Below are 14,699 nucleotides of genomic sequence, written 5' to 3'. Positions count from 1 at the left end.
CTTAAATTAAAACGCATGGACAGGCATCAGCCATCCATGCGTTTTTTTTTCGGACGGATTATTTCTCCTCCTTAAACCTGCTAAAAAACAACAGCGCAATCAAACAAAGTGCGAAGCCTACAATTCCGTTCAATCGTAATCCGAAATCGTTACCGGGGTCCTTACCGTAAATGGTAAGCATGGCAAAAATAGCAATACCCAATGTTTGCCCAAGTTTTACAAAAAGGTATTTTACTGCGAAGAACATGCCTTCGTGGTTTTCGCCTGTTTTTAAGGTATCTCTTTGGGCAATATCCGCCAAAATAGCCGTTGGTAAAATGCCAAGTGCCGCTAATGGAAACGAAGCGGATAGTACCAGGATGTAAATCTGTGTATGTGGACCAAATGGTAATTTGCCTAAAAAGAAAATGGTGACGAAGATTAAGCACAACACGCCAAACGCAAGTAATACAAAAGGTTTTTTGCCGATTTTAGCCGAACCGAAATTAACTAACGGGTAAAATAGCAAGGACGCAAAAACCATGGCAGCCATAAACTTTCCGCCTTCCGATTCTGGCAGGCCCAATAAAACCGTACAGAAAAACAATAAACCGCTTGAAATAATACTCAGGGCCGTATAAAAGGCGAAATCAGATATCAGGTAATATTTAAAATTGTTGTTTTTAAAGGTGCTTTTAATTGCTGGCCATAAGGGTATATGGGTAGGCTTCCCAGCCGAGAATTCCTTTTCGTTGATGAAAAAAATCGGCAATAACATCACCAGTCCGGATAAGATACACAAACCCCATATCGCAATCTGAATGGCTTCGCTGCGGTTGGCTACATGAAAATGAGCCTCAACCAGATCGGCAAAGTTGTTGGTACAGGCCGATAAAATGATTCCGATTACAAAACCAACCTGCTGATAACTGGATAACTTAACTTTTTGCTTTGGTGTGTTGGTTACTTCGGCCAGCAGCGCGTTATATGGAATAATATAAGTAGTAACCGATACAAAAGATAAACAAAGTGTGATGGTTAACCACCAGGCATTATGCAGGCTCTCGGTCTTTTGAATTGGATAGAAAACCAGTCCGCAAAAAAGCATAGCAGGAACAATTGCCCATTTCATAAAGGGCATTCTGCGACCGTTTTTATTGGTGCATGCATCACTTTTCGAAGCAATAAACGGATCGTAAATGGCATCAACCAATCTTCCTGAAGCGGCAATAATAGAAAGGATATTAAATGCACCCAATAAAACGAGTTGCGGTACCAAGGGTGGCAGGCCAGCGTTGCTCGGGGGAAGATAGAAATAGGGAAGCATTACGATGATAATGTTTGTCATCGTGCTCCAACCAATCATACCAGCAGCGTAAGCAATTTCTTGTTTTAAGGAGAGTGTTTTGTTCATTAATTATTTTAAGTTCTTTTATGTTTTTTGTAAAGCAGGTTTCTGTGTTAATCGGTTAAATCAGTCCTGCTTTCCATTTTATTCCGTTGCGCTTCTTGTTCATTCCAATCAGGTTATGCCCTTAGCAAATTGCAAAGATCTGGCGTCATTCCCGCGCAGGCGGGAATCTTAAAGCTTATTGCATTAGGATTATCTTCGATGAGCACTGCGTGGTTACCAATCAAGTTGACGATCCGCGAACATTATTTCTTATTAAACCATCTGCTTGCAAAATAGATTACCAGAAAGCCAACAAAAATATATAAACCATTAAGTGCCGCATTAGGGTCGTCGGCATAAATGCTAAAGGCCACGAAAGTATAAGCAGCAATAAAAATTATAGGCAATATAGGATATAAAGGAACAGTATAGATGGTTTTTTTATCAAGATGTGCCGTTCTTTTCCGGAGGATGAAAATCGTAGCTGCCGAACTGGCCATGCTAATGCTTTCTAAGAAAATAGTATAGTTTAAAATCTTGTCGAACGTTTTGGCATAAAAAATAATTACCACAGCAATTATTGTAAAAACGGTTAAGCTAATGGTAATTACCTCTGTTTTTTTGTTCATCCTGCTAAATATTTTTGGCAGGGCTCCTTCTTCGCCCATGGCAAACATTGCTCTGGGATTGCTCAGCAGGTTTACATTTACATAGCCCATTACCGAGAAAAAGATAATTACAGAAAGAGCATTAAATCCGGCAGGGCCAAATATCTTCGAAGCCAATATCGCGGCTATGCTTTCTGCTGATTTTAATTCTTCGAAGCCGATCACCTTTACATATACATAGTTGATGGTCAGATAAAGAATTACAATAATGGTTAAGCCGATAATAATGGAACGTGGAATTACTTTTTTGGCTTCTTTAACTTCGCCACCAAAGTTGATGGTCTGCGCATAACCTGCATAAGAAAAAGAAACCGCAATTAAACACAAGCCTAAGGCTTTTCCATAATCAGACCAGGTTGGTAAAGCACCCATTGCTGTTTTGAAAATTGGGGTAACGGTTTGTGTTTGTCCGCCGAAAAATACAGCGCAGATGAGTGTTAAAATCATTCCGATTTTAATTACCGTTAACACATTTTGCGTTTTAGAACTCGCTTTTAAGCCTAACAGATTAATGAAATAAAACACCAAAATGGTGGTAATGGCTATAGCTACCCGATAAGTTTCATTCTGTTTATCAACAGGTAAAATAATTTTACTGAGGTATTCTGCACCAATAATCGAAATAGCCGCTACGGATGCTGCACTTGAAATGATCACAATACAATTAATGGCAAAGGCAATGGATGGATGATAAGCTGCTGAAAATATTTTATAGTATCCTCCTGTTACCGGAAAACGGGAACCAATTTCGGCATAAGTTAACGCACCACAAAAGGCTACAAAACCACCGATAAACCAGGCCAAATAAAACAGTTCGGGAATTTGTGCCTTAGCTGCTACGTTTACTGGCGTACGGAAAACGCCCATGCCAATAACCAAACTCACCACAATCATGGATAAATCGAATAGCGAAAGTTGCTTCTTTTGTTGCATTAAGTAGAATTATGAATATTGGGTTGAAGATAGGGAAATTTGAATGATTGATGGAGAGAATGATTGATGGAGAGAATGATTGATGGAGAGAATGATTGAATGAGGGATGTAAGATGAAAAAGAGACGATGAACAATAATCAGTTAGCAATTACCAATTGGCAGTTTTCAGAGGCAACTAAACACGTAAGCAAATGAACCAATGGCTAATGAACTAATGAACCACTCGCCATCCATTGTTTACATGTGGAAATTTTCTTTTGCGAGCCTCACAGAATAAATCTATTATTGTATAATAATTCTGAAGAACGTTTTGAGAATATTTTTATTTCAATCATCAGGATTATTTCTACAAATTCTTCATTGCTTTGCAAACCAAAAAATGCAGGGTTTTTCATTGAAGAACAGATAAATACAGTATGGCAGAAGTAATTTATAACGACGATAGTATCCGTTCATTAGATTGGAAAGAGCACATCAGGCTTCGTCCGGGGATGTACATTGGTAAACTTGGCGATGGTTCTGCACAGGATGACGGTATTTACGTTTTACTAAAAGAGATTGTAGATAATTCGATCGATGAGTTTGTAATGGGTACCGGAAAAACCATCGAAATTACTGTTTCCGAACAAAAGGTAAATATACGTGATTACGGTCGTGGCATTCCACTGGGCAAGGTAATCGATTGCGTAAGCAAGATCAATACCGGTGGTAAATACGATAGCAATGCTTTCCAGAAATCTGTTGGTTTAAATGGGGTAGGTACTAAGGCTGTAAATGCACTTTCTACCAGTTTTATGGTGCAGTCGTACCGAGATGGAAAAACGAAAAAAGTAGAATTTTCTAAAGGGGAAATTGTAAATGAGCAGCCAATTATCGATACCACTCAACGCAATGGTACGGCAATTACTTTTTATCCGGACGAAACCATTTTCAGGAACTACCATTACATTCCTGATTTTGTTGAGAGTATGGTATGGAACTATGTGTTCTTAAATACAGGCTTAACCGTAAATTTTAATAACCAGAAATATTTTTCAGAAAGGGGTCTTTATGACCTGCTTTCTAAGTTTAATAAGCCAGAAGAAATTCGTTACCCAATTATCCACATGATTGGACCGGATATCGAAATTGCGATGACCCATGGCCAGCAATATGGTGAAGATTACCATTCATTTGTAAACGGACAGCACACCACACAGGGTGGTACACACCAGGCTGCTTTTAGGGCAGCTGTAGTGAAAACCGTTCGGGAGTTTTTCAAAAAAGAGTTTGATGCGGCCGATGTTCGTTCATCCATTATAGCAGCAATTTCTGTGCGTGTACAAGAACCCGTTTTCGAATCGCAGACCAAAACAAAATTAGGTTCGCAAAATATGGGACCGGAAGGACCATCGGTAGCTACTTTTATCAACGATTTTGTTAAAAAAGAACTGGATGATTACCTGCATAAAAATCCGGATGTTGCTGATGCCTTGTTGAAAAGAATTATGCAATCGGAGCGCGAGCGTAAAGACATTGCAGGCATTAAAAAACTGGCAAACGATAGGGCGAAAAAAGCCTCTTTACACAATAAAAAACTGCGCGATTGTAAGGTGCATTTTAATACCACACACGAGAAACGTTACGAAACAACCTTGTTTATTACCGAGGGAGATTCGGCATCGGGTTCGATCACAAAATCGCGCGATGTAGATTGCCAGGCGGTGTTTAGTTTGAAGGGTAAGCCGCTTAACTGTTATGAGCTTACCAAGAAAGTGGTTTATGAAAATGAAGAATTTAACCTGCTACAACATGCTTTAAATATCGAAGATGGTTTAGAAGGGCTTCATTATAACAATATTGTAATTGCAACAGATGCCGATGTGGATGGTATGCACATCCGTTTGTTGATGATGACCTTCTTCCTTCAGTTTTTTCCTGATCTGGTAAAAGCAGGCCATGTGTATATTCTACAAACGCCGCTTTTCAGGGTAAGAAATAAAAAGGAAACGATTTATTGCTATAGTGACGAAGAACGTAAAAATGCGATCGAAAAACTGGGCAATAAACCAGAAATTACCCGATTTAAAGGTTTGGGAGAAATTTCTCCTGATGAATTCGGTTTGTTTATCGGGAAAGACATCAGGTTAGACCCCGTTATTTTGAAAGATCAAACGATTAAAAGTTTGCTGGAATATTACATGGGGAAAAATACGCCTGATAGGCAACAGCACATCATCCGTAACCTAAGGGTAGAAAAGGATGAGGTGACTGAACAACCAAAAGTGATTACTGAAGAAGTAGCTTAGAAATATCCTTGGTTCGTGTCATCACGAACCAGCTTTTCTCTACGACACAAATAGGAAGTCAAGCTTTTTAAAGCTTGACTTCCTTGGTTATAACCGTTTTATAGCCTTAAATTCCCGCCTGAGCGGAAATCTTAAGGCCGCATTTTCGAAAGATCCTTTGACTCCGCTCAGGATGACAATCGCGTTTTGGCTAATTGCTAGATCAATCGTGGCTTCCTGCTGAACTTGTTTCAGCATCTATCTTGTTGTGCCTTGGTTTATGCGTCTAAAAAATCAGCGTCATCTCGACCGAAGCAACGCGGAGTGGAGAGATCTTTGAATTATGTTTATTGGATAGTTCAAAGATTTCTCCACTGTGGTCGAAATGACGATTTGTGGAGAATCTGTCATTCATTACGCTTTAGGGACATTCACCGTATCTTCCGGGTGTTGAGGTGGCAATACATCTACTTTTTTCTCTACGATGGTAATTTTTGTAAATACGGCATACTTACTTGGTGAAATGCCATTATCATACTTTTCGGCATAGGCTTGTGTAAATTCAGCGCCGAAGTAGAGTATAATCGAGGTATAATAAATCCATAATAAAATAACGATGATCGAACTGGCTGCGCCAAAGGCCGAACCCGGGTTACCTTTTTCGATATAAATCCCGATCAGGTATTTACCTAAACTGAAGAGAACAGCGGTGAATAAGGCACCGATTATTGCCGATTTCCATCGGATGATAACATCAGGTAATACTTTAAATATAACAGCAAATACAGCTGTAACGGCAGCAAGGGTTATTACATTGTTTAAAATATAAATTAGAATGGCCATTGTATCGTTTGCAACAGGGATTACGTCATCTATCTTACTTTGCGAAAGTAGCTGGCCTAATTTAGAACCCAAACCCACTACTACGGTGTTAACCACCAGAGAAACAAGCAATAGAAAGCCCATCGAAACAATTAAAGAGAAAGACAATAATCTGTTAGAAAGCATTTTTATCCAGCCTTTTTTGGGCACAGCCTTTACTTTCCAGATCATGTTGATACTATCTTGTATCTCAATAAAAATAGCGGTTGAACCAATAATCAATGTGCCAATCCCAATAATTAAACCAATGGTAGATTGCCCGGATTTGTTGGCATGTTCTACAAAACCTTGAATTTGTGTAGCTGCCTCATTGCCAACCATTTTGGTAACCTGCCCATAAAACTGACCTCTTGTTTCCTCATTCCTTTTGTCGCCAAAAAATAGGGTAGCGGCAGATAGCATGATAATGATGAGTGGGGTAAGTGAAAAAATGGTGTAATAGGCAAGCGAAGCACTCAATTTAGTTACCCTATCTTCTACAAAACCTTTTCCGGCAGCAACGAAAAGATGATAAAGTGCAATGAAGAAATGTTTAATCTTATGGATAACTCTCATAGAAAAATTAAAACGGATATCCTATCCCAATGTTAAAAATTAAATTCTGTTTACGCCAATCCTTACTACCGAAGGCGATATCATCGAACACCCATCTTTGTCCTTCTGGTAAATAAGGTTTACGTACAGGGAAAGCCACATCTAAGCGTACTACAAAAATGCTGACGTCTACCCGTAAACCCGCACCGGTACCCACGGCCAACTCGTTAAAAGCATTTTTTAGCTTAAAGCCAGATCCAAGTCTTGCCGTTTCAGGTTTGCCAGGTTCACCAAGATCTTCTTTCCTCAACCAGATATTTCCGGCATCTACAAACAATGCTCCATAAAGTACACTCACTATTTTAAAACGCAGTTCTGAGTTCAACATTAACTTAATATCACCACCCTGATCGGCAAAAATTGCATCATCTGGAACTTTATAGGTACCCGGGCCTAAAGTTCTGGCTGGAAAGGCTCTGATATCGTTACTGCCGCCTGCAAAAAACTGTTTAACAAATGGGAGTGAGGTAGAGTTGCCGTAAGCATAACCATAACCTAAGTTTAGCCTGTTTGCCCAGATTAAGTTTCTGGTGATTTTAAAATAATCCCTTAAATCGGCTTCTGCCCTGATAAACTGCGTTAATGGTCTGTTAAAGATAGATCGTTGGCCATTTTCGTCCTTAGGGGTAAACAGGCCCCAAACATTACCCCCGGTTTCTAACCCTCCAAAGAAATAAGTGTTATTTCTTCGGCTATCTTCCATCTGGTTGGTATAGGTGAAATTATAGTTACTGCCAATAATAAACTGACTTTCTAAGGTGGTTCTTAATAATGGGTTTTGTATGTATATATTTTTTTCTACGGTTGTATCAGGAAAACTGGTTGATACATAACTTATTGAAATAGGATTGAAATTATGCTCCTTGTACAAATTTTCCTTAAAGTTGTAACCGTACTGCCCCTTAAATGCATGTAAAGTATATTCAGAACCACGGTTTAACATCTGGTAAGAAAGCGAGGCAATGGTTTTCGGGATGAAAGCATTGGTGCTATTCGGTTTGTAAAAGGGAACAATAAACCTGGGGAAGGTCAGTTTTCCTTCGGCAGTTAATGACAAGGAGTTTTTGCCTAAAGAAGTTCCTTTAGTTTGCGTTTCGAAACCACCACTAACACTCAAATCTAATTGTTCTGCATTTCTAAACAAGTTTCTGGTGGTTTGCGTTACTTTAACCTCCGAACCAACGAAATTGTTCGATTTACTCGTTCCTACAACCGAAAAGGTAAGTGAGTTTTTCTTTAAAGGGGTTAAATAGATATTCAGGTCGAGCTGATTGTTTTTGAAACTATCAACGGGTAAAAATTCGGCCCTTACATCCTGAAAGGCACCCACATTTACCATTCGGTTTAACGATTGGTTATGATCTTTGCGATTATAGCGCTCACCTTTTTGAAAAAATACCAAACGGTCAAAAAGCCTTGGTTTAAAAGTGTTCCGGTCATCGTATATATTGAAATCGTTATACTGGAGTGGCTTAAGTTTTCTTAATGTACTATCCCTCCTTAACGAATAGTTAGGGTAGATGTTAATGTTTTTAATGGTATAAGGTTTTAATCCTGCATCAGGAGCAATGTCTTTTACTTTAACCGAAACATTAACCAGATTTTTACCTATGGTGCTATCTACCTGCATAATTAAATAATCGGGACTGAAATAGAAATAGCCATTTTCTTTTAAGTCGTTATCAATCCTGATCCGTTCATTTTTGTAAGTGTCGATATCATAGTAATCGCCAACTTTTAACAAGGTTTTATCTTTGTTGGCATTAATGATTTTTGTGAGTGCGCCAGTATCAGGAGGAAAATTAATTTTGTTGATTTTATACCGCTGCCCGGTAACTGCAGTATAAATGGCCTTACCTTTTTTTTCTTTTACAACGGTATCGCCGGTAACGGTTGCCTGTAAATAGCCTTCACTAATAAGATAACTCGATAATACATCATTATTGTATTTCAGTTTTACATCGTTCAATAACACTGGCGCTTCCCCTTGCCTGCGTAGCCAATTTCTAAAGCCTTTTGGCTTTTTGGGTTCTCCTGCAAGATTGTAAATGCCAAGCTTATATTTTATACCCAAAATCGACTTATTGGGACGTGGTCTTGTTTTGGCTTCCAGATCGGTTTTAATCTGTTTTTCATTATCAATTTTCCCTGATGAGTCTGGATTGATTTTTACCTCGGCACCGGTATACAAAATCTGTCCTGGTTTTAACGATTTGGTACTGCTGCAAGCCGCCCAAACTAAACAGGCCAATAAAAATAAAAGCGGTCTAGTTAGTTTTCTCATCTTGTGCTTTCTGTTCAATGTTTCTTATTCTTCTAATTCTTTTCTTTTGAAATATCTCTCTAAACTTATTATAATCTACCACCAGCGTAAAGCCTAAACCTGTTTCAACAATCTGTCCCTGTATAATCATATCGTTTTGATTTCTGCGGTAAGCCCTTAAGCGGTACCGTCCATCGGCAGAAAGTGCATACTCAACATTTACATTTCCGGCAATATTGGTCGATTTTTCTCCTGGTGCCTGTGGTCCTTCTAAAGCAAAAGAGCTTCCTACGCTAACGGTTAACCTGTCGTTTAGCAGTTTTTTAGATAGGCCAACCTCCAGATCCGTTTTTTGCTGCATCGAGCCCGTTGAATAATCTTCAGATGAGTTTACGCCGAAGTTAAGGTCAACGCCCTGAATCAAATCGGAAGTTAGATTATTCAATTGCTCGGTTAACAGTCTGCTTACGCTTGAGCGGGCAAGGGTAGAAACACCACCGCCACCGCCGGCCAAACTTTGGAAAGGATTATTGGCAATGAACCTGTTTAGAGCAAGTAAAGAAAGAACCTGTTTGTTCAACTCACTTTCATCACGGTTTACATTAATCAATTTAGTATAAACCTGGCCATTTAAAGCGCCACGTTCATTTTCCGGCAGATCGAGCTTAAATGAGATAGTTGGCTTTAATAATTCGCCTTTTATCATCAAATAAACCTGAAAAGGCAATTTGGTTCTGGCTTCGTAAAGATCTGGCTGATTTAAGAGATCGATAGGCGCAGCGTTAACTTCGTATAAAGCCGTAATATTTGCAGTAGCTGAAGTAGGTTCACCTGTCCACACAATGGTACTGCCTTTAACCAGCTTAAATTCTTTTTTTACAACAGCCAGCGTTAAATTGTATGAACCATCAACTATTTCATAGCGACCGGTCATGCTGATTTTACCGCTTGGATCCATCGTTACATTTAAATCTGCGTCGCCCCTAACTTTTAAATTATCGCCAGTAGATGCATCCACAACCACATTCAGTTCGGCCTCTGGATCTACTTTTACAGCCGCTACGAGGTTTAGGCCTTTAATTGGTGATTTACTGATGCTATCAACCTTTAAAGCTTTTTGTCCGTTAAAAGGAGGTGCATCGGCATCAATAAACTGCACTATACCTTCCTGATCAATAATCGCTGGGTCACTTGAAGGCAATGCGAAGAAGAATTTCGTGCCTTTGTTCACATTGATATTCATGTTTACATCAGGCTGGTTTAAATCTCCGCGTACTTTAATATTGCTGGTTAAGAATACCGTCCCGTAAATCATATCATTATCAACTGCGGTCGAATTAATAGCCCTGAAATTGTTCATTCTGATATCTAAACCAAAACGGTAATTTTTAAAATCGGTGGTGTAAACTTTTCCGTTTACGGTTGCTTTCTGGTTTAAGGAATCAAGCAGTGTAAAATTGTTAAAACTGATGCCTTCGTTTGTGAATGAGATTTTTTCGTTAGGCATACGGAAATATGAATTTACATAAGCCACATTAAAGCCTGCATTATTGAAAGTTAAATCGCCCAGTATTTTTGGAGTTGTTAGTGCACCTTTAACCGTTAATGCTCCTGTTAAGGTCCCGGTACCACGTTTAAGCTGACCAGCAGATAAACTTTCGATGTTTTTCATTTCAATCTTATCTATGTTTACCGTAAGATCTAAAGCGCTTTCCGGTGCAGTATAATAAAAGCCGTTAACCCTTAACTCGTGCACGCCGGTTAAGGCAACATTTACCTCAAAGGCATTTTCGGTATTGTTGTTTACGGCCAGGCGTAAAGTGCCCAGTTGATCTTTTTGATAACGCAACTGATCGATGGTTAAATTTGCCTCGAATTTTGGTGTGCTGGCCAAATCTTTAACATTCGCCGTTCCATTTAAACGGCCACCAATCAATGTGGTATCGGTTTCTGCAAATTTGGTTAAAGTTTCTAACTGAAAATCTTTAAATTCTACTGCCAAGGGCGCATTTGGTTCGGTAGGATTACTGTTGATGGAAAGCGATTGACCGCTGTTACTGATCTGGAACTGGTTAACCAATATGCCTGATGCACCAAACTGGATGTAATTATCTTGCGAAACTACCCATTTTTGATAATCGAGCAATAGTTTTTGCGGATCTAAAGTGAATTTGAAATCCTTATTAATCGATTGGAAAGTACCCCCAATTACATATTTATTTTTAAGCTGTCTATCGCGCAGGAAGATGTTAACGCCTAAATTATTATTTGAAGCATCGCCACTTACTTCTGTATTGAAAAGCGCAATGGCCGGACTTTGAAGACTCTTAACGGTTAAACTATAGTCTAATTTATTATTGTCGTTATTGATGTTTAACACGGTGGTATCTACCTTGAAATCGCCATACACTACCTGTGGGAAATTGCCTTTAATCTGAAGGCTATCTTTTTGCGTATCGATCAATCCATAAAACTGCGATTGCTTGAATACGGTTAACTCGGGTACAAACTCCTTTAACAATTTCGAATCATAAACCTGTACAAAAAACCTTAACCTTTGATCAGGAACTTTAGCAACGGTACCAAAGGCGTAGTATTTATTAATTTCATTGATAATGGCATCGCCGACTTTGGTGAGCTGGTATTTGCCATCAATTTTTGCTGATAGTATTTCAGATCTTAAGGTCAGCTCGTTTTCTGTTGCGGTTGATTTAGCCCGGATGGAAATCGTATCTACATTGATTTTTTGTTTGTCTTTTACCAATTGTAAGCCCGTAATATCAACCGATCCATTTAAATAGTCAGCATCGGCGGTAGCGAGGTCTACTTTAACTATACCTGCTGCACTTAATACCGTTGGACTAAAGTTTAATGCCTGCAGGTTTACCTGCTTTAAGTTTAAGTTGGCTTTTACAGCAGGATATTTTCCTGCCAGATTCACTTTAGCATCTAAATTAAAGTTGGCATTGCTATCGGGCATGTTACTCTTAATGCTGATGTTCTGATTGCTGTAATTCCCGGCAAGATTTAAATTGCGGTAAGTGTATTTGTTATAATAAGCACTAATCACTTTGGCGTTAAACTTTGCATTAATTTTTTTAGGATCGAGTCCTGTGCCTGCCACATTTGCCTTAACTGAAATCCTACCCAGTTTGGGCTGCATTTTTAATAGCCTGCCTACGTTAAAATTGTTTAAGTTAATGTCGGCTTTATAACTTTCTTTACCTTTTGGTCCTTTCATGCCTGCTACCAAAACCGCACCACCCATATCGGTGTTGATGTTCAGGTTAGTGTTGAAATCGGTCATTGAACCCTTAAATGTGCCTTTCGCATCAACTACATTTGGCAATTCGATCGTAGGTGGCAGAGATTTTTTGGGTACTACCACCAAAATATCTCCTTTGGTTAGATGAAACTTTTTGATATTTAAATCGAGATAGGTTTTTTTGATATCAGGTAGGCCTTTCGCTTTACCACTGATATCTATCTGCGTATTTTTTAACCCACTGATCTGCAGTTTTGGAATATTCAGGTTATTCAGATAGCCATTAACATCTGCTGTTAGTTTTATTTTTTCATCGCGGTAATTTGCTGGAATGGCATCGCTGAAAAAAACAGCATCTTTTAGGCCGATGGTGGTGTTCTTAAAGGCCAAATTCAATTTTACGCGTTCAGGATGTTTGGTTAAATCCTCCATTGACGTAAAATTTAGCTCTGTAGCATTTTCAATTGAGGTGTTGGGCGTTTTTAGAATGAAATTGCTCAGTTTGATCTGTTTGTCGTTATACACCGCATCGCCTCTCAATTGATCCAACACAAAGCCGCTTTTTTCCTTTAACGATCCATTTTTAACATTGGCTTTTATACCAGCGGCGCTATAACTTACATCACTTGCGCCTAAGTTTAGCTGGTTAATTTTTAGGTGGTTAAAGTCCATGCCTTTAGTGACAGGTTTTGCCCCAAGATTATCAAATTGTACATTGTTATCGGCCAAACTGATGTTCTTAATAATTAAACCCAAAGTCGATTTTTCGGGAACTACTGTATCTTTAACTTTCTTTAAATCATTGCTTGGTGCAGGTTTAAAAGCAAAAATGATATTCGATTTATTTAAATGTGCATCATCAACAGCATATTTACTGTTGGTTAAATCTACTTTCAGGTTCACCAGGCCCAGATCGTTTACATCGGCAACGGCTTTGGTAGTCGATAACTGATCATCGTAATTTACCTTTACCTTACTAAAAATGAAGTTCTGCACTTCTATCAATGGCAGTTTGCCCTGTTCTTTCTCATTGCTATCAACACTGTTTGTAATGTGCTGCACCAGGTGAACCAATGGTTTTTGCTGCAGATAACGTAAAGAAGTGTTCACTAAACTTAATTCTTTAATTACGTAATGCTGATTGGCCAAATCGAAATCTTTGATTTTGGTTTTAAAGGCACCCAGGTACAATTTCACATCATTGCCTGCCACGTCATCACGATAGTTGATGCCTATATCTTCAAATGAAACTTTATCGACAGAAAATTTAAGGGTAGAGGTGGTATCTTTTTTTACTTTTTCGTCTGGTTTTTTCTGATCGCTTGCAAAGGCATCAACCAGAAATGAAAAATTGAATGTTGTATCGGGAGTGATGCGCTTCACATTGGCGCGTACATTTTTTAGCTCAATATTATTGATCTCGATGGTATTTTTTAACAGTTTGAATAAGCTGATATCAACCGCAAGTTTTTCAGCATATAATAAGGTATCGCCCTTACGGTCTTCAATATAAAATTTGTTCAAAACCACATCTTTTGGCAGCGCAATTTTAATGCTCTCTAAACTTACCTCTGTTTTGGTTTTGTTTTTAAGGTAGTTTATAGCTTTGTCTTTAACAAAATTCTGAACTGCCGGAATATTTAAAGATAGCGCCAAACCAACAACCAAAATGATGATGGAAGCAATTACCCACAATAAAATTTTTAGACTTTTGCGTACGTATTTATTCAAAGCTAAGCGTGTTTGGTGTTTGATAAATGCCAAAAGCATGCCATTAAAATTAATTTTAAGGCATGTTTTACTAAATAATACAAAAAATAACTTAAATTGTTCGCCCGCTATAAAAATTTAATATTGGCGGTTTCCTAATTAGTTACAAATGAATTCAATAAATCTAAATATAACTTTTGAACAATACGAAAGTATTACAGAATTAACAGTGGCAGACAGCGCGCTATGCGAACTTGCAGCAAAGGCTTTAAATACTTCATATTCTCCTTATTCTAAATTCAGGGTTGGTACGGCAATCCGTTTGGCCTCTGGCGAAACGGTATTAGGCAGCAACCAGGAAAATTTAGCCTACCCATCAGGACTTTGTGCAGAGCGTGTTGCCCTTTTTACCATTGGTGCCACCTATCCAAATGCAGTTATTGAAAGTATGGCCATTACTGCCCAAACTGATAATTTTGAGATTTTAAAACCCGTTACTTCTTGTGGAGGCTGTTTGCAGGTGATGGCAGAATTTGAGCGTAAACAAAATACGCCGATTGAGGTGATTTTTTATTGCTTAAACGGAGAAGTATTAAAAGTTCCGAGCGTGAAGAGTTTACTGCCTTTTGCTTTTGTAGAGGATCGGTTGGAGCGATAGGCGGGGAGGCATCTCTCGACAGGTCGTCATTGCGAGAAGGCTTTTTCAGCCGACGAAGCAATCTTAATGCGGTCGCTATAACCCCA

At 38.7% G+C, this 14,699-nt stretch carries 7 protein-coding genes; 2 read left to right on the top strand and 5 right to left on the bottom strand.

The genetic code is table 11. The features are described 5' to 3' along the window. Positions 1 to 58: 58 nt before the first annotated feature. Both ACTJKN_RS19460 and ACTJKN_RS19455 read right to left on the bottom strand, forming a co-directional pair. Positions 59 to 1,393: an MFS transporter gene (locus tag ACTJKN_RS19460; protein WP_440827387.1), complete on the bottom strand. Its 1,335-nt coding sequence runs from the start codon at positions 1,391 to 1,393 to the stop codon at positions 59 to 61. A 242-nt stretch (positions 1,394 to 1,635) separates the two neighbouring features. Then, complete coding sequence (locus ACTJKN_RS19455; protein WP_440827385.1) at positions 1,636 to 2,973, bottom strand: APC family permease; 1,338 nt, start codon at positions 2,971 to 2,973, stop codon at positions 1,636 to 1,638. A gap of 417 nt (positions 2,974 to 3,390) precedes the next feature. Here ACTJKN_RS19455 and ACTJKN_RS19450 point away from each other — a divergent pair, with 417 nt between their 5' ends. Beyond that, positions 3,391 to 5,262, top strand: a complete 1,872-nt coding sequence (locus ACTJKN_RS19450) for a DNA topoisomerase IV subunit B (protein WP_440827384.1) — start codon at positions 3,391 to 3,393, stop codon at positions 5,260 to 5,262. Positions 5,263 to 5,655: 393 nt separating this feature from the next. On the opposite strand, the gene ACTJKN_RS19445 is transcribed toward ACTJKN_RS19450, so the two are convergent. From ACTJKN_RS19445 to ACTJKN_RS19435, 3 genes are read right to left on the bottom strand one after another with little or no spacing between them, the layout of a single operon-like run. After that, positions 5,656 to 6,678 carry a YihY/virulence factor BrkB family protein gene (locus tag ACTJKN_RS19445; protein ID WP_440827383.1) on the bottom strand — a complete coding sequence of 341 codons (1,023 nt, stop codon included), beginning with the start codon at positions 6,676 to 6,678 and terminating at the stop codon, positions 5,656 to 5,658. Positions 6,679 to 6,685: 7 nt separating this feature from the next. Next, positions 6,686 to 9,001 (bottom strand): translocation and assembly module lipoprotein TamL, encoded by a 2,316-nt coding sequence (gene tamL / locus ACTJKN_RS19440; RefSeq protein WP_440827382.1) that lies wholly within the window; start codon positions 8,999 to 9,001, stop codon positions 6,686 to 6,688. Beyond that, entirely contained in the window at positions 8,985 to 14,015 is a 5,031-nt protein-coding gene (locus tag ACTJKN_RS19435) for a translocation/assembly module TamB domain-containing protein (RefSeq protein WP_440827381.1), read from the bottom strand. Before ACTJKN_RS19435 ends, tamL begins: the two co-directional genes overlap by 17 nt. 109 nt (positions 14,016 to 14,124) lie before the next feature. Between ACTJKN_RS19435 and ACTJKN_RS19430 the strand changes: the two genes are divergently transcribed. Continuing rightward, complete coding sequence (locus ACTJKN_RS19430; protein ID WP_440827380.1) at positions 14,125 to 14,613, top strand: cytidine deaminase; 489 nt, start codon at positions 14,125 to 14,127, stop codon at positions 14,611 to 14,613. Positions 14,614 to 14,699: the final 86 nt, after the last annotated feature.

Origin of the sequence: Pedobacter sp. 22163 (assembly GCF_052045595.1) — a bacterium.
In the GTDB taxonomy this organism is placed as follows: domain Bacteria; phylum Bacteroidota; class Bacteroidia; order Sphingobacteriales; family Sphingobacteriaceae; genus Pedobacter.
The sequence above is the reverse complement of the archived record's forward strand: the minus strand, read 5'-3'. Positions and strand labels throughout refer to the sequence as shown.

Coding starts and splice junctions, on each gene's coding strand:
- ACTJKN_RS19460 (WP_440827387.1), bottom strand. CDS start 1,393: ATGAACAAAACACTCTCCTTAAAACAAGAAATTGCTTACGCTGCTGGT.
- ACTJKN_RS19455 (WP_440827385.1), bottom strand. CDS start 2,973: ATGCAACAAAAGAAGCAACTTTCGCTATTCGATTTATCCATGATTGTG.
- ACTJKN_RS19450 (WP_440827384.1), top strand. CDS start 3,391: ATGGCAGAAGTAATTTATAACGACGATAGTATCCGTTCATTAGATTGG.
- ACTJKN_RS19445 (WP_440827383.1), bottom strand. CDS start 6,678: ATGAGAGTTATCCATAAGATTAAACATTTCTTCATTGCACTTTATCAT.
- tamL (WP_440827382.1), bottom strand. CDS start 9,001: ATGAGAAAACTAACTAGACCGCTTTTATTTTTATTGGCCTGTTTAGTT.
- ACTJKN_RS19435 (WP_440827381.1), bottom strand. CDS start 14,015: ATGCTTTTGGCATTTATCAAACACCAAACACGCTTAGCTTTGAATAAA.
- ACTJKN_RS19430 (WP_440827380.1), top strand. CDS start 14,125: ATGAATTCAATAAATCTAAATATAACTTTTGAACAATACGAAAGTATT.